Source organism: Effusibacillus sp. SKA8, assembly GCF_058273125.1.
The window spans coordinates 14,608-36,892 of record NZ_JBZCSF010000004.1; the positions used below are offsets into that span (position 1 = coordinate 14,608).

Genomic DNA, 22,285 nt, shown 5'->3' on the forward strand with positions numbered 1-22,285 from the left:
GGGTTGAAATGAGTTTTGATATTTCGTTATGCATGATTGTTCAAAACGAAGAGGACCGTCTTGAGCGCTGCCTCTCCTCAGTATCAAACATTGTTTCGGAGATCATTGTTGTGGACACCGGTTCAACTGATAAAAGCCAAGAAATAGCCAAACGTTTCGGGGCATCCGTGATCACGGTGCCATGGGAAGATGATTTTGCCAAAGCCCGAAACGAAGGATTGAAACAAGCAACAAACAACTGGATTCTTGTGCTGGACGCCGATGAAGAATTGGAGGAACTGGATTTTGAGTATCTAAATCACTTATTGCAGCAGGAAGAAGTGTACGGCTATTTTGTGAAGATGAAGAATTACGTGGGAACCTTATCGTCGGGAGAACATGTGACAGACTCCGTCTGCCGCTTGTTTCGCAACCATCCAAAAGTTCGTTTTATAAGCAGCATTCATGAAGAAGTGACTCCCGCCATTCTGACAATCCCCAATGCGCGGATCGAATTTTCCGAAATAACCGTTCGTCATTACGGGTATCTTGAGGAAGTGATTCACCGCAAAAATAAGAACGAAAGAAATTTGAAGATCATTCAAAGGGCCATTAAACGTACCCCGCAGGATCTTCGTCTGCTGTATGCGCTTGGAACTGAATATTTTCAACGGGAAAAATATACCGATGCGTTGGCTGTATTTGAATCCATTCTTCCCCGAGTGCCTGTGTTCAGCGGGTATGATTCGGATCTGCTCTTGAAAACGGCTTATGCCATGGGGGAAACCGGTCGTAAACAAGAAGCGCTGCATGTAATTGAGGAAGCCTTGCTTTTCTATCCCGATTTCACGGATTTGCTGGAATTGAAAGCGATGATACTGATGGATCTGGAAAACTATCAGGATGCCTATGCGTCCCTTTCGCAAGCGATCCGGACGGGGGATGTATCTTACAAATATACGTCGTCTTCCGGTTCGGGAACATACCGTTCCCACTATCTGGCGGGACTGACCTGCGAGTATTTGTATTTGTGGGAAGAGGCAAAAAATCACTATTATAAGGCATTGCTCCATCATCCGGGATTTCTGCCTGTCTGGCGGCGTTTGCCCAACATATCGTTCCTGTTGAGAGAGACGGAAGAACTGTTACACTTCCTCGCGGAACACCGGAATCAAATTCCGGAGACCGTCTGGAATCTCATAATTGAAACTGCGATCAACCTCCGGGAACCTGATTTTGCCACCCGGGTCTTGATGTGTCAAGGCGTTGCGAAACCATTAGACCCGATTCTGGAAGGCGTTCTTTTGACACAACTGCATGATGAGGGGCTTACTCAAAAGCTTTGGAATTCGGGCGGGACAGCGCTGTGTCATCTTTACTTATGGGCACTTGCCATAAAAGCGAACGACACGTTTTCCGTCGTGAAACAACTGGAACAACTGTCCGCTCTTGATTCATCATTTTCACCGATCGAAGGAGTCATGAAAGGAGATGACATCCTGAACATTTCCGAAGCGGCATGCCGCAAGTGCCAACATGCCCTGCTGCAGGTGGGAGCGTGGGATGGTTTTATCCGGTTGCAAAGTAAAATTCCAACTGAGGTTACCTGGTCATGGATGCCAGCCCGGATGTTTTATGGATTGCTGAAAGCACCCTCCTCCGTAAAACATCAGTTCATCCGGCTGTGCAAAGAAAGGAAGGATACATTGACTTACCCTGAGATGCTGGCTGCCGGGATGTTTGCTTGCGACTGCGGCGAATATCATGAAGCGTATGACTGGTTTTCCACAACCCATGAGCAATTTCCCAACCGGATTGCACCTTTTGTAGGTCTTTTGCATGTGTTTGTGGCGAAGGCTCGATCAATCAGCGGCCAACCGATTGATTCTGCTGCAAGTGATCTCCGGTTTCTGACACTTTGTGAATAAATGGAGGAATACTTGTGAAAGATACCCTGCCACCGATTCTGTATCTCCCGTGTTTTGATTTTCACAATCACCGGCAACGTCCTCAGCAGTTGCTTTATCATTTGAGTCTGCTTGGTTTTGATGTAATTTATTGCAATGTCACACAAGATCAAAGCGAACCCTTTCTCAGATTGAATGATCACTTCTTGCGACCATAACCGGTCCCATATGTCTTTTTGCGGATCAGTCATTTTACCTCTCCTAAATAATCCTGCAAAACCTTTTTCCAACGCTCCTTCCAAGCGGTTTTGTCAAAGGCCAACGCCGTTTTTCGGGCATTGTCTCCGAGTTTTCTGCGAAAATCTTCATCATCGATCAAGCGGATGATTGCTTCCGTCAGACGTTCTTCCGTTGGAGCGACCAATAGTCCATTAAAACCATCGATGATGATATCGTTAAGCCCCCCGACATTACTTGCAACAACCGGAACACCGCAACTGATGGCTTCCAGGCAGGAGTAGGACGTACCTTCCGAAAAGATACTGGGGATTACTACAATATCTGCTTGGTGATAGGCATCGACCATTTTATCGAATGGATAGGTATGGTGAAGGATTCGATCCTGATGAGGGTGCTCCTTCATCCAAATCAGAAACGTATCGCCAATCGGGCTGTCTTCAACCAGTTCACCGGCAAATTCCACGACGAGGTTTGGGTATTGCTCCAATAGTCGATCGATTGCCAGCATCATCGGGACAATGCCCCGTTCAAAACTGATACGGCGGGGGAACAGGACTCGAATTTGTCCGGAATGACCGTTTCGTGCAGCCGGTTTGAAGTGATTTGTATCAACCGAATTGGGCAACAGGATAACTTGTTCAGGATCCTGATAGGTGCAAACCGAACGGCAGAACGTAAGAAATTGGGAATCAACCGACACGATGCGATTCAGTTGATCAAGTGCCGACTGAACGGATTTGGCAACATACGCTTTCTCCGTTTTCGGTAAATCGTGCCGGTCCCAATTGATTCCATGACTGATGCCAAGGCTGTCTTTCTGATACCGGATCGGATGCCAAATACAACTTGCATAGATCAACGCTCCGCGGGCATGGGAAGCCATTTTTTCAAACGCTTCGGGAATATGGTCAAAATCGTAAGTGTATCCGTATACATCGATATTCTCGATACTCGTTTGAAAAGGTTCGAAATAAGATAATTGATGGATCTCCGGCAGATAACCCATCTCTTTGATGACGCCGCAAAGATCGTAGATGTACCGTTCAAGCCCTCCGCCAAAAATGCGGGTAAAACGGCGGTTGTAAGCGTCAAGGTAGCTATGTGTCAAAATGCTTACACACTTCATTTACTCATCTTCTTTCCATTCAACAAGATTCGGATTGGGGTCCAGAATCGACCGGTAATGATCCAGGCTTCCCCAGGTTCCGTTCGGGTCAATCGATAGATAGCGGAGATACTTTTGATAGCGTTCTTCTTCGCTGCCTGCCCATCCCAGATGTTTGACCCGAAGATCGGACAGGTGGCCCGGAAGCGCTTGGTACGTCAAGGGAAGCCGCGGACAATGATGATTGTACGGGGGATAATAGTAATGGTATCCAGGCAAATAACGTACCAGTGTCATGGTATGCCGATGGTGGATATTCCAAAATTCGTCCTCCCGGTAATGAGTCAATCCTCCCCAAAAGTCATAAAAACGAAATCCTACCCAATCGAACTCGTCTTGATCAATCAGCTTCCGAATTCTTTCTTTCGCTTTCTCTTCATATACTTCATCAGCATCAACCGCCAGCAGCCAATCCGGATTTGTTGATGCGGCTGCCTTCCATAAAGTGGTCCGCAGTTCCCATTCGCGATCAAAATGAGACTCTGACAGTTCAACAACATGGGTGACCTTTTGAAAGGATTTGCAGATTTGTACCGTATTGTCCGTACTCGCATCATCCACAATCACAATTTCATCAACAAATTGTGAAAGGTTCTCCAGTGTCAGTTTCAAATATCGGTTCTCTTCGTTTCGAACCTGCATCATTGCCGTCAGACGGTTATTTTGGGATTTGCGAATCAATCTTCCACCTCCCTTTTGACGAGGCTGTTCAAACCCTCATCCAATGCTGGTAATTCCAAAACGTGAGCAATTGCGTCATAATCGTAGACGGCAGCTTTAAGAAAATAGTGAATGGCTTCATGCCGATCTCCGTTTATCGATCGCACGGTGCCCTTGAGCAGAAAGTAATCCTGGCGGTCACGGACGGAAACAAGATCGGACGGCTGAATCAACTGAAGTGATTTTTCCAGTTGTCCCATATGCAGATAGATCTGAATCAGCATGCGCCGCCCATCATCTGAAGTTATCGTACTTAAAGCCGATGCTGCCGATCGATAATCTTCATTTAACCGAAAGAGTTCAGCCTGCACCAAGCCTGATTTTCCTTGCCGCAATAGGGACAGCAGGGAATTGTACGTTTGTTTTTCCTTTGGCAAAAGGGCGGTAATTCCATAGGTGTTGACCGCACGGTCCAGATCTCCGGCTTGTGCTTCAATAGCCGACAGGAAACGATAATGAGTTGTCAGGCAGTCTGTGTTCCCCGCAAGCAGGGACTGTTCAAAGGATTGAAGCAAAGAGTCACGGGCTGCTTTTTCCCCTAAAAGATACTGATAGACGGAAAGCAAAAATCGCACGGTTGCTTGCATGTTCACTTGATCCACAAGGCTACGGTAGTATTGTTTGCGTAATTTCCATTGTTTTCTAACCAAATCTTTCACAGAACGGTTTTGTAACACTCTTTCCATTGCGTCATGAAAGAACATCTCATAATCGCGCAGAAACAATATTCCATCCTTTATTTGGAAAATATCAAACGGTTTTCGTTCTTCACTCATCAGTAAAATGACTGAATCACGGCGAAAACATTGTTCCAAATAGATTCTTTCGGATGACGTGCAAACAAGGACCGACTTGGCTCCTAAAAAGTTCCAAAGCTTCTCCCATATCACCGGATCGGAATCTTGCGGACACGGTTCGATGAATGAAACGATCGACTTGGGAGCAAACCGGTTAACGGTTCGTATCCAGAACGGATGAAAGACCAGCGCCACCGTCTCATGCGGGACGAGGGAATCAAGGATTGAAGGCGAAAGATCCGGAATCAAAAACAAGTTTTCGCAGTCTGGCAGTAATTGTAACAGTCTGTTGTACGGAAAGACCTGTGGGGCAGTTCCGAAGCAAACATAGTTCATGATTTCACCCTTCGTTTCACCGTTTTCTCGGTGATTTTCACAACCTCGATCGAATCTGTTTCGTTACATATCAGTTTGAGGTTTTTGTCTTGTGAAAACCGAATATCAAGATCAACCGGTTTTATTGCCGGATGAAGGTGCATGACAAATGAAAGGGGAATTTCATTGTCCGCATCTGTATTTGCAATCCCAATACTTGCGCGTTTCCGGTGGATTAAATCCAGCAAACGGCTGATATGATCTTTTTCATAGGCATATCCTGTCTCCAAATATGCGATGTATTGTCCTTGTGCAAGACGCCAGATGCTTTCAAGCAGTTTATTGATCTGTATTTGTCCATCGATCCAAATTCCCGCAGCGGGTTTGCGAATCGATCTTGGCAGATGAGGAGGCAAACCTTGGCGAATCAAAAGAATCTCAATGTTTGGGTAGGTCTGTTGTTCAACGCTGGTCAACGCATCGTGCAGAGACCGTAGCGAGGATTCGAAAGACATGACAACCACCGAAACGAGGGGAGGTGAGAGCGCTTCGGCCGTCAGAGGAATAAGCGAAGGATGTATCGTTTTGCCGGTTGCCGTATAGGGATCGGCCGTATCTTCCAGTTCCCATTTTTTGCGAAATGGAATCCATATACTCTTCTCATCTTCCGCATCAGCAGAAACCGGCTGCAGTTCATAAACAACACTGTCTTTCGATAAGGCAAACAGGTGACCTTTTGTTTTGACGCGCAAACACCAATCAAGAATGCGTGCTTCATGGCTTTGCAGGGAATAATCAAGCCCTCCGACTTCGTCCAACAAAGCTGTGCGGCAAACGAAACATCTGCCGCGAAGAATTGAAACAGGTTCCCAGATTCCACCGTTCTGCTTGGCGATTTCCCCCGATAAAGCAAACAGTTCGTCCAAAGTGGAGCAAAAAGCGGAATCATGTTCCATGTTGGCGGAAGGACTTACAATCCCTACTTTGGCATCATCATAAAAAGTCCAAAGCAATCGTGTTAACCAGTCTGGCGTGACAATGATGCCATCGTCCAACAAAATGAAATAATTTGTATCCACTTGTGACAAGGCTAAATTGAAGCGGTCTATGCCGGCGAATTGCGGATCATAGGAATTGTCCGGAATGACCTGCACCTGTATACGCTCTCGTGTGCATGTTTCCAAGGTTTCCAAACAAAAAGACGTCCAGTCAGATCGAGTACTGAGGAGAATGACAGTAACGGTCTCGTCTGTCGGTAAAGGCAGGACACCTTCAGCAAGTAATCGCATCGAACGGGCTGCTAAACGTTCCAAACGGGTCACGAAGAAAATCCCCCCAACGACTCCTGAAATTCATAATTCACCCCCCGTTCTTTTTATTTATGCAACCATTGCCGATTTTGCGAAAGAGTGGAAAACGATCCAGGCAATTTTCCAATCTTCTTCCCTGAAGGAACCTCGCTTCGATAAAAAGTTTCGCCAAGCCCGGTTTTCAGCGGGAGCGGTAGGAAGGGAATGCAATTTGGATGGTTTTCAACATGATTCAAATGGATTCATTCGGTGTACACTAACTAATGGCCGCCGCAACAAAGGAGGGACTCAGCCACAAAGGGGGATTCACCATTTCGGGAGAAAAAGAAAAAGCGGGAAGGCGATCAAGCGGCTGCGCGATGCGGGGGCCGCTCCCGATCTTCCCTATGCGGTGGTATGATCTTGGGAGATAAAACATCCTGTTTGAAGGAGCGGATAGACGGATGACGGAAGAGTGTCGTGTTGCAAGGGATTCGTTGGGGGAGATATGGGTTCCGGCAAGCGCGTATTACGGGGCGCAAACGGAAAGGGCAAGGCATAATTTTCCCATTTCAGGGCTTCGTTTGCAACCGGGATTCATACGTGCGCAAGGCATCATCAAACGGGCTGCGGCCATTGCGAATCGGGATGTGGGCGCCCTTGCCCCCTCGCTTGCGGCTGCGATTATCGCGGCGGCGGAAGAAGTGATCGACGGGAAATTCAATGCACACTTTGTGGTGGACGTGTACCAGGCGGGTGCCGGCACCTCGCAAAACATGAACGCCAACGAAGTGATTGCCAACCGGGCGTGCGAACTGCTGGGCGGCCAGCGGGGGGACACCTCTCTCGTGCATCCCAACGACCATGTCAACATGGCACAATCAACCAACGACACGATCCATGCCGCCATGAACATTGCCGCGATGGAGGCGATCAGCCGCGATCTGCTGCCCAACGTTCTTCATCTGGAAGAAGAATTGTTCAAAAAAGCCAAACAATGGGATCCCATTTTGAAAGCGGGGCGCACCCACCTGCAGGACGCGGTTCCGATGCGCCTTGGCCAGGAATTTGGCGGCTATGCCAACGCGGTCAAGATGCGACGGGAGATGTTAATGCAGGTAAGCGATCGGTTGTTGATCATCGGGCTGGGCGGTAACGCGGTCGGAACGGGAATCAACTCCCACCCCGATTTTTCGGAAAAAGCGATCGCGGAGGTTGCGAGGTTCACGGGGTTGCCATTCCGGAAACCGGACAATTATTTCACCTTCGTGCAAAATCCGGACGCCGCCGTCGAAGTGAGCGGTCAGCTTCGCGCGCTGGCAACCACCCTCATGAAGATTGCAAACGACATCCGCCTGCTGTCTTCCGGCCCGAGGACCGGATTGGCGGAGATCCGGCTGCCCGCCGTGCAGCCCGGATCTTCCATAATGCCGGGCAAGGTGAATCCCGTCATCGCCGAAATGATGAACATGATTTGTTATCAGGTGTTCGGATGCGACGTAACGGTGGTGTCCGCCGGGTCCGCGTCGCAGTTGGAGCTGAATGTGATGATGCCGGTGATGGCCTTTAATTTGCTGCAAGCGATTCACATTTTGGCGACGGGAGTTCGCGTTTTTACGGACCGATGCATCGTCGGCATGGAAGCCAACGAAGAACGCTGCATGAATTACGTGGAGCTGAGCACGTCGGTGGCAACCGCTTTAAATCCGGTCATCGGCTATGACCGGGCGGCGGAAATCGCGAAAAAAGCTTATGCCGAGAGCAAGCCCGTCAGAGAGGTGGCCCGCGCCGAGGGTCTGACGGAAGAACAATTGGCAACGTATCTGAATTTGCGGGCGATGACCGGCAAATAGCAGCTTTGCCGGCTGCCGTTTCCGGCAGGCGCCCATTTTTGCTGGGGCAAGCGCCCTTCCCTGGGTTATCGCATAGTCTGGAATGTGCCTGCAATCCGGGCGATAATCCATCTTAATCCATAGAAGGGAGTTTGCCGCATGAGTGAAGAACAACGTTTTATGACGCCGGGGGAAGCCCCGGAAGAAATCGAAGAAGAGCCGGAAGACGGCGAAATGGCTCAGCTGCCTGGGGCCATTCAGCCGGGCTATCCCGGAGAGCAGCCAGGCGCGGTACCGGACATGGCGCCGACATCCGCCGATCAATGGCAGAACGTTCCGTACGCGCCGCCGTTCCATCTTCCTCCGGGAACGATTTACCCCCAATTGTATCAGATTCCGTGGGGGTATTTTCCGGGATTTCCGTATCGGCTGGAGGAAGCCGGCAAGGAAGAAGCGACGGACGGGGCTTACACCCGCCAGCCGTTCCCGTTTTTCGGAATCTCTCCGTTCGGTCCTTCATTGGGATTGGGATTCGGTTTCCCCTTTTTTCCGAGGCCTTTTTTTCCCGGGCCCTTCTTCCCGAGGCCCTTTTTCCCCGGACCATTCTTTCCAAGGCCTTTCTGGTGGTAAAAAAGATGCAGGCTTCCAATGTTTGGAGGCCTTTTCATCCGCAAACCACCGGACAAGCCGCTTGGGTTTTTCGCATAAAATTCAAAAAAATTGCCTGGATATTTTTCAGATAATTTGTATAATAGTGAATGAACACATCAGGGAGGGACCAGAACATGCAAAATGGAGAGCTTTGTGCGCTTTGTCAACAAACGACGGACATAGATAAAGAGACTCCGGCTTACATGAGGGAACGCTTTATCGACGGTGCAGGTCAGCTTTGCGAGGACTGTTACGAGGAAATCGCCCAAAACAAGGAGTGGCATAATCTGCTGTAAAGCTTGAGCAAACGGCTCAAGCTTTTTCCATGACAAAGCTGTAGGTTTCTTGCAATCCCTCGATTACATTGTATCTGGGTTTCCAGCCGAGCGAACGGTAGGCTTTCCGGTTGTCCAGACAACTGTGCCGAATATCCCCCGGTCGTTCAGGTCCGTGCTCAACGGAAATTCTAGAACCGTGTATCCTCTCCAGATATTCGACCAATTGGTTTACCGACGTTGAAGCGGCGGTTCCAATCTGTATAATCTCCTGATGCCCCTGTTGCACCGCGGCAAGATTCGCTGTGACCACATCTTTTACATAGACGAAGTCGCGCGTTTGTTCCCCATCCCCGTGGATGACGAGCGGCTGGCCTTTTTTGATCCGGTCCAGGAAAATCGCCACCACTCCTCCTTCTCCTTTTGCGGTTTGTCTGGGACCATAGACGTTTGCGTATCGTAAAATCGTGTAAGGAATTTCGTAGATCCTGTGAAACAAGCGGATAAACGATTCGGGTGCCAATTTCGAGACTCCGTAAAAAGAGATTGGCTGGGTCGTATGTTCTTCCGTAATCAGGTTCGTCTCCAAATCCCCGTAAACCGCACAGGATGACGCGTAAACGAATTTTTTTACGGAAGCTTGGCAACTGGCTTCAAGCACGTTGATCGTCCCCACGATATTCACGTTTGCGTCGTATTCCGGTTCGCGTATGGAACGTTGCACATCCACTTGTGCCGCCTGATGGAAAACGACGTCAGGCTGTTCGCGTACGATAAGATCTTTGGCTTCTTTGCTGCGAACATCCAATACGTGCAGGGTAGCCTTGGGATGTACATATTCCCGTTGACCGGTCGAGAGATTATCCACAACATGCACCGTAGCGCCCGTTGAGACAAGGGCGTCAACGAGGTGCGATCCGATAAATCCCGCCCCTCCCGTTACAATCGCTTTCATGTCTCCACCCCCAAGCTCTTATGTGATGGTTTCGTTTTCCCGATACCACTCGATGGTTCTGCGCAATCCTTCTGCGAGCGGGACGGTCGGTTTATATCCCAGCATTGACTTCGAACGTGAAAGATCGGGAATGCGTGCCGCCATATCTTCGTAACCGGGCCCGTATGCTTCTTCATACGGAACCCGTACAATTGGCGATGAAGACCCTGCAAGCCTGCGAATCGTGACTGCCAAATCTTGTATCGCAATCGGCTGGTCCGAACCGATATTGAAAGCGAGCCCGTTCGCCCGCGGACCGAGTGCGGCCATCGTTCCGGACACCGTATCCTGGATAAACGTGAAACAGCGGGACTGTGTGCCGTCACCGTATACTTCAATCGGCTCATTGTTGAGTGCGGCTTTGATAAAGCGCGGAACCACACCGCCATACTGGGAAGACGTCTGTCGCGGTCCGTAGGCGTTGAAATAGCGGACGATCGTCACCGGCAATCCTTTCGCCGCATAGGCAAAGCCCAGATGCTCGTCGATCGCTTTGGCGGTGGAGTAACACCAGCGATGAATCGACGGCGCTCCCAATACACGGTCCGAATCTTCTTTAAAAGGGAGGGTCTGGTTTTTTCCGTAGATTTCCGATGTCGACGCAAGGATCACTTTGACGTTTTTTTTATAGGCGGCTTCCAGCACATTTCGGGTCCCGTCAATATTGATTTCAATGACTTTTAACGGATTCTCCACCGTATTTTTGACGCCGAGAACCGCAGCCAGATGGAAAACCGCATCGCAATTTTCGACGAGTTTTCGCACAATTTCCCGGTTGGTTACGGAGTCGTGGACAAACGTGTGCTTTCGAGTTGACATGGCTCTCTTCAAAAATTCGGGATGCCCGGTTGACAGGTCATCAAGCGTCCAAACCTGATGGCCGATTTGCAACAGGCGTTCCACAAGATGCGAACCGATAAAACCGGCCCCGCCGGTAACAAGAATTTTCATCCCTATCCTCCCTTGTCACAGCAAAACCACATTGCCGTTATTTTTAAAATGACCTGTTGCATTGCGTGTGTCGATCACCAAGGGCGAAAAATTTACGATCGCTTCATACGGAATGCGGGTGTGGTCGGTTAAAATCAAGGTACAGTCGTGTTGTTTCACATATCGTTGCGTGAGCGGGATTCTCTTTAAGCGCACGCCTTTTACCGCAAGCTCTTCAATATAGGGATCGTAGAAGTTGACTTTGGCTCCCAGATCGAGAAGTCCCTCGATGATTTTGAGCGCCCTTGACTCCCGCAGATCATTCACATCTTTTTTGTACGTGACTCCGATGACGAGAATCCTGCTGTCCTTTAAGGGTTTTTTGCCGGAAAGATGTCTCTGGACTTTATGAATGACAAACTCCGGCATTTGCTCATTGATCCTGTGTGCCAAGCCGATAAACTGCAAGTCGAAGTTGTAGCGCTTGGCCTTCCATAAAAGGTACAGAGGATCCACAGGGATGCAGTGCCCCCCGACGCCAGGGCCTGGATAATAGGGTGTGAAACCGTACGGTTTGCTGCTTGCGGCAGCAATTGCTTCCCAGAGATCAATCTTCATCTCATCGCACAACATCGCCAATTCGTTCATGAATGAAATATTGACAAACCGTTGGCAGTTCTCCAGGAGTTTTGTCATTTCCGCAACTTTTGCGGAAGAAACGGCAACCACCCGGTCAAAAATTGATTCGTAGACTCTCTTCCCGAATTCCGTGCAAGCCGGCGTTATCCCGCCGACAACTTTCGGAATTTCTTGCAAAGAAAACCGATGCTGTCCGGGGTCGATCCGCTCCGGCGAATAGACAAGCGCCACATCCGTTCCGACTTTCAGTCCGCGCGATTCAATCAGCGGCAAAAGTTCTTCCTCCGTGGTTCCGGGATACGTGGAACTCTCCAGGCTGACCAATTGACCCGGTTGCAGGTAAGGCAACACGCTTTGCATGGCTTCCCGGACAAAGCTCAAATCGGGTTTTGCCTGACCGTCCAACGGGGTCGGCACGCATACAATCACTGCTTCCACGTTTGCAATTGCGTCATAGGAACTGCCGACACGGAAACATCCTTTGGCAAACATACTTCTTATGTCAGCATCCGTAAAGTCCGCCAGATAACTTTGGCGCTTTGCGAGTCGATGGATTTTGGCGGGATCCAGGTCGATGCCGTAAACCGTATGACCTTTTTCGAGAAACAAACGAGCAAGCGGAAGGCCTACATATCCTAACCCGATGATCCCGACCGTATAAACTTTCGCCATTTCCCACTCTCCCTTCTTTTGGTTGAAAATATTAAGATACCCTATCCTACGTGGATAACTTCACAATGGTAATAGATTCCTATCCATGATTGGAAAAAATAGACACTTAATCCATATGAAATCTAGTCAAGTATAACTTTCAAAAGATAATTTCCGGTCATAGGATATAGCGACATCGGGCCAGAAAGGATGGGATAAATGAGAATTTTATTGGCCACGTATTGGTATCTGCCGCATGTGGGGGGAGTCTCAACCTATGTTTATGAGTTGAAACGGGAACTGGAGAAAATGGGGCATGATGTTGATATCTTTGCCCATCATCCGGATATGCAAAAATACTATATGCCAAATAATGGACGTTATCTGGATAAACCCAAAATCAAAGACCTGATTTATGAAAAAGTTCTTGGATTTTATAACCAGAGACTTCCGCAAGTCGACCCTTGGATTCGTTGGAGGGAAATTGAACGCTACAGTTTCGAAGCGGCATCGACCGTTTTTGGATTAACGAAATACGATTTGATCCATACCCAGGATATTGTTTCTACGCGAGCGCTTTGGCGTGTCAAAGCCAAACGCACCCCCCTCATTGCAACCATTCACGGATGTCTTGCCACCGAATTCCTTTACTCGGGAGAAGTAAAAGACAGGGAGAGCCTTCCTTGGCATTATGCTGCTGCCGAGGAATATTACGGAGCCATATCCAGTGACAGCACAATCGTGCCCACCCAATGGCTGAAGAATTTGTTGGTAAACGATTTTAAGGTTCCCGAGTCCCGATTGACCGTTGTTCCTTACGGAATGGACATTCCATCTTTTATGAAAAAAATGGACGGGAGATCCGGGTTCGCACGTCCCAGGAATAAAAAAATTCTTGCCTGCCCTGCCAGACTCGTTCCGGTTAAAGGTCATGAACATTTGTTGAACGCGCTTGGGAAGCTGAAACAAGAGCGAAGCGACTGGGTTTGCTGGCTTATTGGGGACGGTGAGCTAAGGGAGAAGTTGGAAGAAAAAAGCAGAAGTTTAAATTTGGAAGGAAATGTTGCCTTCTTGGGAAATCGGGATGACGTTCCTGCCTTGCTAAAGCAGGCGGATATATTCGTTCTTCCCAGTCTGCAGGACAATTTGCCTTTCTCGGTTATGGAAGCCCAAGTGGCCGGTAAGGCAGTAATTGTCTCAAACGCGGGTGGCATTCCGGAAATGGTTGAACACGGGAAGACCGGCTTCATATTCCCTGCCGGTGACAGCGAGTCTCTGTACGGCACCTTAAAAACAGTGATGGAAGATGATTCTTTGCGGGCCCGTTTGGCTGAAAACGCAAAAGAATGGGGAATGCTTCAATGGTCCATAGATACGATGATGGATCGGACATTAGCGGTGTATGAAAAGGTAATTGCGACACAAAGCGGAGGAGGGAGCAAACTTGTTCGCCAAAGACGAACAAATTAAAAAGATGAAGAAGAAAAAAATGCAACCGAAGCGCCGCGAAAAGCGGGAAGACAAGCGGAAGCAGAAAAAACGGCCGCGTCCCAAAAAACGCAATTTCCAAAGAAGGGAAGAAGAACGGAACAAGCAGGAAAAAGGCCGGAAAAAAAGGGAAAAAGACAGGAAAAAGAAAAGTGTGCCCAAAGACAAGAAACACCACAAGGAAGGAAAAGCCGTCGACTTCGTTTATGCAAAACCGTATCGGTTGAAAAAACGGGAAGAGAAAAAAGACGACCTGAAAAGCCATGAGAAGAACGGGATTGACCATGCAGAAGACGATCAAATCGAGCAACAAAACCCCGAGGAGAACCTCGAATCTGCTGTTCCACTGAACAAGAACTGGAACTCGTTGAGTACGGGCACAAATTTGTATGATTCAATTTTTGGCTTTCATGTCGAAACTCCTCATGTTTGGGTTGACCCCACTGTGTGGAACATCGTTTATGCGGCCGTACCGGCAGAGTACACCATTCCAGACCCTGCGTTTATTCAGGAATTGACACAACGAGTGGCTTGGAACCTGGTACAGGAAACCCTTCCGGCGGACAATCCTGCAACCTTCAATTCGTTTATCGAAGCGCTTACCAGCCCCCTGGAACAATCAGGCTCAGAGGAGCCGGCGCCGGACGCTCAGCCATTCGCAGAGTGAGAAACTACCGTTTGAATCCTTCGTTTCGCCTGTGCATTTCCCTTTTTGATGAAATGCATGGGCTTTTTTTCTGCGCAAAGTCTTGGTTCACTGCCTGGCTTTCAAGACCTCTTCCTTGGCGTGCAGGTGCAAGGGCGATTTGCTTACGGGGACGAAAGACTGATCCCTTTTTTGGTTTTGGGATAGCCTCTGGTCACGATTCGGTTTCGGGTATTGTTATGTTTTTCCCATGTATACCAGTGGAATTTGGTTGAAATAAGGACAAACGTTTGGTCCAACCGTCACTGAACATGCGTACTTATGCAGTATCGAAAGGAAATCCACAAATGAGAGGGGACAGATGCTAGTGGAAAAGGAAATTGTCCTGCCACAGTCTCTTATTGGAAAAGTTGTCCGTATTAATAAAGGTGGACCGGAATCCAGAAAAGGCAAGTTGTTGGCTGTCCAGTCAGATTATCTGGTCGTGCAGACCCATTCTGGCGGAAATGACGACGGGGGCGACGGCAATCAGATTGTGTACTATAAAATCCATCACATTAAGAGTCTGGTGGAAGATTCTACCGATATTACCGGACTTACACTTGCGTCAGATGAGAAGACTCCCGATTTTATCGAAGCAAATGATTTTAATCGCTTGCTGGAGAACTTGACCGGCCAGTGGATCCGTATTGACCGGGGCGGTCCGGAATCGAGATGCGGCTGGTTATTGGATGTAAAACCGGATCATCTTGTGCTGCAAACCGAAGAAGAAGGAGTCCTGTATTACACGGTTCACCACATTAAGAGCGTCAGCCAGGAGATACCTGTCAGAAGCGACAAGTCCGGAAATCGTTTTCATGCCGAAAATTCCCTCACATATATAGAAGCCGATGACTTTAGGGATTTGCTGGATGGCATGAAATACTATTGGGTAAAAATCAACCGCGGCGGGCCCGAAAGTATTCAGGGGATTCTTGTGAACGGCGAGGATGACCATCTTATATTAGTTACGAACAAGGAAGTTCATCGAATCTCGACATTCCACATCCGGAACATCAGTATTGACGGCCAATCCAAGAGTTACGGAAATTCCGGAGGCGATGGCTCGCTGCAGGATGCGGAAGCCAAGAGCGCTGGTGAACAAAAAGAAGACAAAAATGGCCGCAAAAATGATCATGCCAAGAAGAGTGAAGATTTGAAGAAAGGAGGTAAGAAAAAAGGCAAAAAGAAAAAATAGCCGCTTTCGCGAAAAGCGTGCTTCCCCGCAATAAACCGGCTAAAAAGGGCCTGCTTGACAAAAAGGGGGGAGGAGGAAACAGTGTTCATCGCGGTTTTTCTTGTACTGGCCGGCTGCTTATTTCATTCTCTAGTGAAACCGCCCAGTATTCCCCAAGCCGCTGCCAAGATCGATTCAACCGTGCCGCTTGAAGTTGATTTCCCTGTCTCATACGGCAACGGGGCGAACTCAAATGCTTGATATTACAGCCGTATATACGATCGTTATATTTGCTTTTACGGTCCTGTTTATACTGTGGAGGCCGCATGGGATCAATGAGTCGATTCCTGCAGCGGTGGGGGCGACATTGGTCTTTGCGTTGGGAGCGGTTCCTTTCTCTGATATATTTGGAATATTCGGCATTGTAAACGGGGCGTCGATCACGATTCTCTCGACGATCATCATGTCGATTGTGCTGGAGAGTATCGGTTTCTTTCGCTGGGTGGCTTTCAATCTGGTGAATAGAGCAAAGGGATCGGGGATTGCACTTTATTGGAACGTCAAATTGCTGTGTTTTTTAATGACAATGTTTTTTAATAATGATGGTAGCATACTGATCACCACTCCCATTATCATTCAAACAGTTTCGATTCTAAAGCTGAAACGGAAGCAGATGATGCCGTATTTGTTTTCCGGTGCACTGGTTGCTACCGCAGCCAGTGCGCCGATCGGCGTCAGCAACTTGGCGAATCTGATCGCCCTGAAAATTGTCGGTTTGGATTTAAACACCTATGCAGCCATGATGTTTGTTCCCTCCATGATTGGGATTTCTACGATCGCATTGCTTCTTTTTCTGTATTTCAGAAAAGATATTCCGAGAAAGATCCCCGTTTTTCAAGGAACGGACTTCCCTTTATCCGACAAGGATGGTTGGCGTTGGCAAGACCATTTGCGAAGGCACCCATTATCCGCTCCTCTGAGCAAGGAAACCCGGGATTCGGATTCATCCGTCGATTGGTGGATGTTCCGTGTCTGCCTTGCGATCGTCATACTGGTCAGAGCCGGTTTCTTTGTCTTTTCAAACTTTGGAATTTCCATTGAATGGATTGCCATCGTCGGTGCCTGTATGATGATTGCGGTCAGGTGGCAACGGAAAGGAACCGGAATTTCCGATGTAATTCGGGATACCCCTTGGCATATTCTTGTGTTTGCCTTTGGCATGTATGTAATTGTTTATGGACTTCGAAACGCGGGTTTAACCTTCATTCTTGTCGAACACTTCAGGGAGCTTGTCGCAATGAACCATCTGAATGCCAGTTTAATCATCGGGGTATTCCTTACTGTCCTGTCGAATGTATGCAACAATTTGCCTGCAGTTATGATCGGCACCCTCGCCCTGACGGAAATGGGGCTCGACTTGCATACCCTTCAGGTGGCGTACCTTGCCAACATTATCGGAAGCGACATCGGTGCGCTTATGACCCCAATGGGAACATTGGCAACATTGTTATGGATGTTCATTTTGAGGAAAAACAAAATACCTGTCAGCTGGCATGAATATCTTAAAATTGCGGTGATGATCATTCCGATCGGCTTGCTTATCAGTTTATTAAGTCTTTATTTTTGGACAGAGTGGCTATTTTATTGAAAGAAGGAGTTGTAATGAGCTATCAGGATTTTATTGGGAAAAAAGTGGATTTGGAGATTTCGGGAAAAATAAAATGGACGGGGCTTCTGGTCGACTCCGGATTGGATATTTTGGTTATTCACGATGGACGGCAGTTTGTGTATATCCCTTTTTCCCACATCCAGCATTGTAAGCCAAATAACTCAGGTGATTCTGAAATCCAAAATCCCTCCGGTTCCACTATTGACAATGACATAGATCCAATCTCATACAGAAAAATACTAAACAATGCGAAGGGGATTTTTTTGGAGATTTATGTAACCGGGAAACAACCCATCTATGGGTATCTGACCAATATCTTAAGCAATTACTTTGTGTTTTACTCTCCGGTTTTCAAAACGATGTTCATTCCACTTACCCACCTGAAATGGTTAATTCCAAAAGACCGCCATGCAATGCCCTACTTGCTTAAGAAGCATCAGGTTCCTGCCAATCCCCCACATTTGACTCTGGCCCGAACTTTCCGTGAACAATTGCAAAAGCTGGAAGGAACCATGGTGATTTTTGATTTGGGCGAAGAACCGGACAAAGTGGGAATGCTGCAAAAGATACAAAACAATGTTCTTGAACTGGTCATGGCGGACGGCGAAAAAATCTATTGGAATCTTCAACATCTCAAGACGGTTCATTTGCCTTGACAGTTTCATGTAAATGGGGGAGGAACCAAGCTTCCTAACCCATTTGTGTTTTGCAGACGTATGCATACGGAAGCTGTCCATACCGCTTCCGGGATTCAGCATAGCATGGGAGCAGAATGAGAGGAAGTGGGATCGATTGTTGAAAAATCAACGGAGAACCGTCATTTCCATACTTGGCAGCGGCGGTGGAGCGGCCAGGGCAGTTCTCGCCATATTAAACCAATCGGCAATGGACGGAAACGACCCGATCCATTCTTATATCCGGAATTGTGAAATTCATCTGGTCGATCGAAACCAAAAAGAGCGGGAATTTTTTAAGAATCTCTGCCCCAATTTGGAAAATAAATTGGTCTTGCATCAGTTTGACCTTAATGACACAAACCGATTTAAGAAACATCTTGCCAGCACAAAGACTGCTCTTGTGATTGACGTTTCGTGGGCGGATACAGTCAAGATGCTCGAAAGTTGTAATGATTTGGGGGTCCTCTATGCCAACTCCGCTTTGGAAAGCACCGAGGTGGATCAGAATGAGGATCTCGAGGGATTCACGCTAATCGAACGGTATCGAAGATTCGAGGCGAAAAGGAAGAGTTTTTCGAAAACCTCGGCGATTGTGTGTTCAGGGATGAACCCCGGTGTTGTCCAATGGATGGCGCTCGAACTGATGAAAAAATTGCCGCGGAAAAAACCGAAAGGCTGCTATATTGTGGAGCTTGACGATTCGTTTTATGCCGACAAGTCAGTGGCGCGAACGGATACGATCTACGTGTCCTGGTCGGTGGAATGTTTTCTTGACGAGGCGATTTTAAGTTATCCCATGTTTGTCAAACATCGCGTTCCGCACTTTTTGTATAACCGTGTGTATGAACTGGAGTTTAAAGTAACCTTGGGCGATAAAGAATTTTACGGCTGTTTAATGCCCCATGAAGAAACGCTCACATTGGGAAAATTGTATGATATGGAAGTTGGGTTTATCTACAAAGTCAACGACCATACAACAAAATTGTTGCGGGAGAATCTGCAAAATGCGGATGATTTATGGAATTGGAAGCATAAAGTCCTTGACCCCAACGACGCGAAATTAACAGGAAAAGATTTGGTGGGCGTGCTCCTGGTTTATGAGGACAAGGAACTTTTTTTGTACAATGAGATGAGCAATGCAAGTGTATCTGCTAAATATAAAACAAATGCGACATATTTCCAAGTGGCTTGCGGAATCTACGCAGCCGTCTCAAGTTTGCTGTTGGACGGTCTCCCCCGCGGAGTCTATTATGTCGATAAACTGTTGCGTGAAACAAAAAGCAAATACGGAGAATATTTGACTTACCATATGGGACAGTTTGTTTACGGCCAAAATAAAAGGTCTGACGGGCCGCTTCACAAAAGAATGAGGCAATTCAAAGACAAGCAGACAAAATGATTCCGGCAATTGGGAACGCCCGACGGCAGGGCGTTTTGCATTTTGGGAAAACAAACGGAAAAAGAACCATACAGACAAATTCCTCCATATGGTTCCTCCCGATACGTTTGTTTCCGGATGAGATGGTGATTCACATCAATTCGGTTCCGGGTCCCGTGCCGGGGGCTGTACCCGGCCCGGTATAGGGAGCGGTTCCGATTCCGGTCCCAGGCCCTGTCCCGGGTCCTGTAAACGGACCGCTACCGGCTCCGTTGGCGGGCGCGTCTGCGGAATAATCGAATGTGGCCGGGGTTTTGTTCTCGGATTTATTCGATTGTGCCCGCTTATTTATTTCGACTTTTTTTATTTTTGGCATTTGTCGCTCCTCCCATCCGTGTTGAAGATGTTGTACACTAACAATTTATTCTGAAAAAACGCAAAAGAGTTCGGACGTTTTGGGGAAGTGATTTACCCAAATTTCGCTTTTTCCTGCCTTGTGGATTTGGACATAAGCGATGCATAGACTGTCGTGGCGGTGAGATGGGGGAGCCAAAATTTTTGTCAAGGAGGAGAACGGCTGTGTCAAAAATCAAGGTGGCTGTTGTAGGAGTGGGGAATTGCGCCTCTTCCCTGATTCAGGGTCTTCACTATTATAAATCTTGCGGCAAAGAGGAAGCGGTCGGTTTGATGCATCCCGAAATCGGCGGGTATGTCCCTGAAGATATTGAAGTGGTAGCCGCGTTTGATATCGATGTCCGCAAAGTCGGCAAACCCCTGCATGAAGCGATTTTCGCGCCGCCCAACTGCACACGGGTCTTTGTTGAACAAATGAAAGAGTCAGCCGTGATTGTAAAAAAGGGGCGGCTCTGCGACGGCGTTTCGGGCCATATGGAAACCTATCCGATGGACAGGCGCTTTCTCGTCTCGGAGGAACCTGAGTGTGACGTTGTGGCCGAGTTAAGACGAAGCGGAGCGGAAATGATGCTGAATTATCTGCCGGTTGGAAGCGTACGGGCCACGGCGTTTTACGCCCAGTGTGCGTTGCAGGCGGGCGTTGCTTTTATCAATTGCATCCCTGTTTTTATCGGTTCCGATCCGCAATGGGTTTCCCGGTTTGAAGCCGCGGGACTGCCGATCATCGGGGATGATGTCAAAGCCCAGATCGGGGCGACAATCCTTCACAGGGTTTTGACCCGGCTGTGTGAAGAACGGGGTGTGCGCATCGACCGCACGTACCAATTAAACATAGGGGGAAATACGGATTTTCTAAACATGTTGAATCGTGAACGGCTGTCGATGAAAAAAGCGTCGAAAACGGAAGCGGTTCAATCCCAACTGGATACGCCCCTCCCGGAAGAAAACATCCATATTGGTCCGAGTGACTATGTTCCCTGGCTAAACGACAACAAAATTTGCTATATCCGGGTGGAGGGAACGCAATTTGGCGGGGTTCGAGTCGAACTTGACGTCAAACTGTCCGTGGAGGATTCCCCCAACAGCGCCGGTGTGGTGATGGACGTCATACGCTGCTGCAAGCTAGCGCTTGACAGAGGGGTGGCGGGCGCCTTGCCTTCGGTGGCAGCCTATACCATGAAACACCCTTATATTCAACTTACGGATGAGGAAGCCCGAATTCGGATGGAGCAATTCATTAAAGGAAAAATTCAGAGATGACAACAGAAGGTCAAACGCCGTTTCCGTTTGCCGCGGAATTTAATATCTTGGTAAATAAATCGGTCGGGAAAAATGGGGGAAGCAGTCAGGAGGTAGTTGGGGTGTTAAAAGCGGTTGTCATGGCCGGCGGCAACGGGACCAGGCTTTGGCCGAAAAGCAAACCGGATTTGCCCAAGCAATTTATCCCGTTTTTAGGCAGACAGTCCATGTTCCAAAAAACGATATGCCGGTTGGCCTCTTTTCTGCCGTTTGAAGATATTTATGTGGTTACGGTGGAAAAGTACGTGCCGTATGTACAGGAACAGGCGGAGCTGCCTGCCGGAAATATTATCGTCGAGCCTGAGTCGAAGGATACCGCGGCTTGTATCGGACTGGCCGCGGCCCGATTTTTGCAAAACGGTCAAGATCCTGTTTTGATTACAATTCCCTCCGACCATTATATCGATGGCGAGGATGCTTTTCGCGACGCTTTGTTGACAGCCTATCACCAGGCGGAACAATTTCCGTGCGTCGTTACCGTGGGGATCCAACCGAGCAGACCCGAAACCGCATACGGGTACATTAAGGTGAAGGAGCGGGTTCGTAAAAATCTGTTGTCGGTTGAAAGATTTACGGAAAAGCCGGACCTGTCAACGGCAGGACGCTGGACGAACGTTCCGGACTACTACTGGAACAGCGGTATTTTCGTTTGGAAAGCCTCTACCATCGAAACCCTGATCGGGCAGTATATGCCGGTCCTGGCGGACAGTCTGCGGAAAATCCGGGCGGGCCTCGGTACACAGCACGAAAGGAAGACCCTTCGGGAGGAATACGGGAAGTTGGAGAAAATCTCGATTGATTACGGTGTGTTGGAGAAAGCTCCCTGCACGTACCTTGTACCCGGGCACTTTGTGTGGGATGACATGGGCAATTGGTCGGCGTTGGAAAGACTGATCGGGAAAGATCGCGACGGGAATGTGGTGGTTGGCGAACACAAACTCCTGAACACTCACAACTGCATTGTTTACAGCGAAAAAGTTTTCGTCGGAGCGATTGGGATCGAAGACCTGATCATCACCGTGACGGATCAGGCCGTTCTCATTTGTCGCAAGGACAAAGAACAGGAGATCAAAAATCTTGTCTGAAAAACGCCGGCGGCGGATGGAGGCGGGAG

The 22,285-nt window shown here is 48.3% G+C and carries 22 protein-coding genes; 14 read left to right on the forward strand and 8 right to left on the reverse strand.

Going from position 1 to position 22,285, the window contains the following annotated elements; genetic code table 11:
* Positions 1-8: 8 nt before the first annotated feature.
* Complete coding sequence (locus AC4ED1_RS04790) at positions 9-1,907, forward strand: tetratricopeptide repeat-containing glycosyltransferase family 2 protein (protein WP_490936282.1); 1,899 nt, start codon at positions 9-11, stop codon at positions 1,905-1,907.
* A gap of 226 nt (positions 1,908-2,133) precedes the next feature.
* On the opposite strand, the gene AC4ED1_RS04795 is transcribed toward AC4ED1_RS04790, so the two are convergent.
* The 4 genes from AC4ED1_RS04795 to AC4ED1_RS04810 are packed head-to-tail and all read right to left on the reverse strand — an operon-like array spanning position 2,134 to position 6,277.
* On the reverse strand, positions 2,134-3,252 hold the full coding sequence (locus tag AC4ED1_RS04795; RefSeq protein ID WP_490936283.1) for a glycosyltransferase family 4 protein: 1,119 nt from the start codon (positions 3,250-3,252) through the stop codon (positions 2,134-2,136).
* Positions 3,253-3,972: a glycosyltransferase gene (locus AC4ED1_RS04800; protein ID WP_490936284.1), complete on the reverse strand. Its 720-nt coding sequence runs from the start codon at positions 3,970-3,972 to the stop codon at positions 3,253-3,255.
* Positions 3,969-5,144 (reverse strand): hypothetical protein, encoded by a 1,176-nt coding sequence (locus tag AC4ED1_RS04805; protein ID WP_490936285.1) that lies wholly within the window; start codon positions 5,142-5,144, stop codon positions 3,969-3,971. Before AC4ED1_RS04805 ends, AC4ED1_RS04800 begins: the two co-directional genes overlap by 4 nt.
* On the reverse strand, positions 5,141-6,277 hold the full coding sequence (locus AC4ED1_RS04810) for a glycosyltransferase family 2 protein (protein ID WP_490936286.1): 1,137 nt from the start codon (positions 6,275-6,277) through the stop codon (positions 5,141-5,143). The genes AC4ED1_RS04805 and AC4ED1_RS04810 overlap by 4 nt, the downstream gene beginning before the upstream one ends.
* Positions 6,278-6,353: 76 nt before the next feature.
* On the opposite strand from AC4ED1_RS04810, the gene AC4ED1_RS04815 reads away from it, so the two are divergent.
* The 4 genes from AC4ED1_RS04815 to AC4ED1_RS04830 all read left to right on the forward strand — a co-directional run bounded on the left by AC4ED1_RS04815 (position 6,354) and on the right by AC4ED1_RS04830 (position 9,191).
* The gene (locus AC4ED1_RS04815; protein ID WP_490936287.1) at positions 6,354-6,833 is read left to right on the forward strand and encodes a hypothetical protein; all 480 of its coding nucleotides are present in this window, start codon (positions 6,354-6,356) and stop codon (positions 6,831-6,833) included.
* A 43-nt stretch (positions 6,834-6,876) separates the two neighbouring features.
* Positions 6,877-8,265, forward strand: coding sequence for a class II fumarate hydratase (locus AC4ED1_RS04820; RefSeq protein WP_490936288.1), 1,389 nt, complete (start codon positions 6,877-6,879; stop codon positions 8,263-8,265).
* A 138-nt stretch (positions 8,266-8,403) separates the two neighbouring features.
* Positions 8,404-8,874 carry a hypothetical protein gene (locus AC4ED1_RS04825; RefSeq protein ID WP_490936289.1) on the forward strand — a complete coding sequence of 157 codons (471 nt, stop codon included), beginning with the start codon at positions 8,404-8,406 and terminating at the stop codon, positions 8,872-8,874.
* 155 nt (positions 8,875-9,029) lie between these two features.
* Entirely contained in the window at positions 9,030-9,191 is a 162-nt protein-coding gene (locus AC4ED1_RS04830; protein ID WP_490936290.1) for a hypothetical protein, read from the forward strand.
* Between the two features lie 16 nt (positions 9,192-9,207).
* On the opposite strand, the gene AC4ED1_RS04835 is transcribed toward AC4ED1_RS04830, so the two are convergent.
* Genes AC4ED1_RS04835 through AC4ED1_RS04845 form a run of 3 tightly spaced genes read right to left on the reverse strand, consistent with a single transcriptional unit; the run spans position 9,208 to position 12,405 of the window.
* On the reverse strand, positions 9,208-10,125 hold the full coding sequence (locus AC4ED1_RS04835) for an NAD-dependent epimerase/dehydratase family protein (protein WP_490936291.1): 918 nt from the start codon (positions 10,123-10,125) through the stop codon (positions 9,208-9,210).
* 18 nt (positions 10,126-10,143) lie between these two features.
* Complete coding sequence (locus tag AC4ED1_RS04840) at positions 10,144-11,115, reverse strand: NAD-dependent epimerase/dehydratase family protein (RefSeq protein WP_490936292.1); 972 nt, start codon at positions 11,113-11,115, stop codon at positions 10,144-10,146.
* Positions 11,116-11,130: 15 nt separating this feature from the next.
* A complete protein-coding gene (locus AC4ED1_RS04845) occupies positions 11,131-12,405 on the reverse strand; it encodes a nucleotide sugar dehydrogenase (protein ID WP_490936293.1) in 1,275 nt (424 codons plus the stop codon).
* Positions 12,406-12,603: 198 nt separating this feature from the next.
* On the opposite strand from AC4ED1_RS04845, the gene AC4ED1_RS04850 reads away from it, so the two are divergent.
* From AC4ED1_RS04850 to AC4ED1_RS04880, 7 genes are all read left to right on the forward strand, one after another.
* On the forward strand, positions 12,604-13,854 hold the full coding sequence (locus AC4ED1_RS04850) for a glycosyltransferase family 4 protein (RefSeq protein WP_490936294.1): 1,251 nt from the start codon (positions 12,604-12,606) through the stop codon (positions 13,852-13,854).
* A 172-nt stretch (positions 13,855-14,026) separates the two neighbouring features.
* On the forward strand, positions 14,027-14,539 hold the full coding sequence (locus tag AC4ED1_RS04855) for a hypothetical protein (RefSeq protein WP_490936295.1): 513 nt from the start codon (positions 14,027-14,029) through the stop codon (positions 14,537-14,539).
* A gap of 346 nt (positions 14,540-14,885) precedes the next feature.
* Positions 14,886-15,755 (forward strand): hypothetical protein, encoded by an 870-nt coding sequence (locus AC4ED1_RS04860; protein ID WP_490936296.1) that lies wholly within the window; start codon positions 14,886-14,888, stop codon positions 15,753-15,755.
* A gap of 81 nt (positions 15,756-15,836) precedes the next feature.
* Positions 15,837-15,995 carry a hypothetical protein gene (locus tag AC4ED1_RS04865; RefSeq protein WP_490936297.1) on the forward strand — a complete coding sequence of 53 codons (159 nt, stop codon included), beginning with the start codon at positions 15,837-15,839 and terminating at the stop codon, positions 15,993-15,995.
* A complete protein-coding gene (locus tag AC4ED1_RS04870) occupies positions 15,988-17,382 on the forward strand; it encodes an arsenic transporter (protein ID WP_490936298.1) in 1,395 nt (464 codons plus the stop codon). Before AC4ED1_RS04865 ends, AC4ED1_RS04870 begins: the two co-directional genes overlap by 8 nt.
* Before the next feature lie 14 nt (positions 17,383-17,396).
* The gene (locus AC4ED1_RS04875) at positions 17,397-18,059 is read left to right on the forward strand and encodes a DUF2642 domain-containing protein (protein ID WP_490936299.1); all 663 of its coding nucleotides are present in this window, start codon (positions 17,397-17,399) and stop codon (positions 18,057-18,059) included.
* A gap of 136 nt (positions 18,060-18,195) precedes the next feature.
* Positions 18,196-19,479: an S-adenosylmethionine decarboxylase related protein gene (locus tag AC4ED1_RS04880; RefSeq protein ID WP_490936300.1), complete on the forward strand. Its 1,284-nt coding sequence runs from the start codon at positions 18,196-18,198 to the stop codon at positions 19,477-19,479.
* A gap of 130 nt (positions 19,480-19,609) precedes the next feature.
* Here AC4ED1_RS04880 and AC4ED1_RS04885 read toward each other — a convergent pair whose 3' ends face one another.
* A complete protein-coding gene (locus AC4ED1_RS04885) occupies positions 19,610-19,834 on the reverse strand; it encodes a hypothetical protein (protein WP_490936301.1) in 225 nt (74 codons plus the stop codon).
* 203 nt (positions 19,835-20,037) lie between these two features.
* On the opposite strand from AC4ED1_RS04885, the gene AC4ED1_RS04890 reads away from it, so the two are divergent.
* On the forward strand, positions 20,038-21,132 hold the full coding sequence (locus AC4ED1_RS04890) for an inositol-3-phosphate synthase (RefSeq protein ID WP_490936302.1): 1,095 nt from the start codon (positions 20,038-20,040) through the stop codon (positions 21,130-21,132).
* A 101-nt stretch (positions 21,133-21,233) separates the two neighbouring features.
* A complete protein-coding gene (locus tag AC4ED1_RS04895) occupies positions 21,234-22,256 on the forward strand; it encodes a mannose-1-phosphate guanylyltransferase (protein WP_490936303.1) in 1,023 nt (340 codons plus the stop codon).
* The last annotated feature ends 29 nt before the right edge of the window (positions 22,257-22,285 follow it).

Coding starts and splice junctions, on each gene's coding strand:
- AC4ED1_RS04850 (WP_490936294.1), top strand. CDS start 12,604: ATGAGAATTTTATTGGCCACGTATTGGTATCTGCCGCATGTGGGGGGA.
- AC4ED1_RS04885 (WP_490936301.1), bottom strand. CDS start 19,834: ATGCCAAAAATAAAAAAAGTCGAAATAAATAAGCGGGCACAATCGAAT.
- AC4ED1_RS04830 (WP_490936290.1), top strand. CDS start 9,030: ATGCAAAATGGAGAGCTTTGTGCGCTTTGTCAACAAACGACGGACATA.
- AC4ED1_RS04825 (WP_490936289.1), top strand. CDS start 8,404: ATGAGTGAAGAACAACGTTTTATGACGCCGGGGGAAGCCCCGGAAGAA.
- AC4ED1_RS04875 (WP_490936299.1), top strand. CDS start 17,397: ATGAGCTATCAGGATTTTATTGGGAAAAAAGTGGATTTGGAGATTTCG.
- AC4ED1_RS04805 (WP_490936285.1), bottom strand. CDS start 5,144: ATGAACTATGTTTGCTTCGGAACTGCCCCACAGGTCTTTCCGTACAAC.
- AC4ED1_RS04840 (WP_490936292.1), bottom strand. CDS start 11,115: ATGAAAATTCTTGTTACCGGCGGGGCCGGTTTTATCGGTTCGCATCTT.
- AC4ED1_RS04795 (WP_490936283.1), bottom strand. CDS start 3,252: ATGAAGTGTGTAAGCATTTTGACACATAGCTACCTTGACGCTTACAAC.
- AC4ED1_RS04835 (WP_490936291.1), bottom strand. CDS start 10,125: ATGAAAGCGATTGTAACGGGAGGGGCGGGATTTATCGGATCGCACCTC.
- AC4ED1_RS04845 (WP_490936293.1), bottom strand. CDS start 12,405: ATGGCGAAAGTTTATACGGTCGGGATCATCGGGTTAGGATATGTAGGC.
- AC4ED1_RS04790 (WP_490936282.1), top strand. CDS start 9: ATGAGTTTTGATATTTCGTTATGCATGATTGTTCAAAACGAAGAGGAC.
- AC4ED1_RS04870 (WP_490936298.1), top strand. CDS start 15,988: ATGCTTGATATTACAGCCGTATATACGATCGTTATATTTGCTTTTACG.
- AC4ED1_RS04815 (WP_490936287.1), top strand. CDS start 6,354: ATGACAGTAACGGTCTCGTCTGTCGGTAAAGGCAGGACACCTTCAGCA.
- AC4ED1_RS04820 (WP_490936288.1), top strand. CDS start 6,877: ATGACGGAAGAGTGTCGTGTTGCAAGGGATTCGTTGGGGGAGATATGG.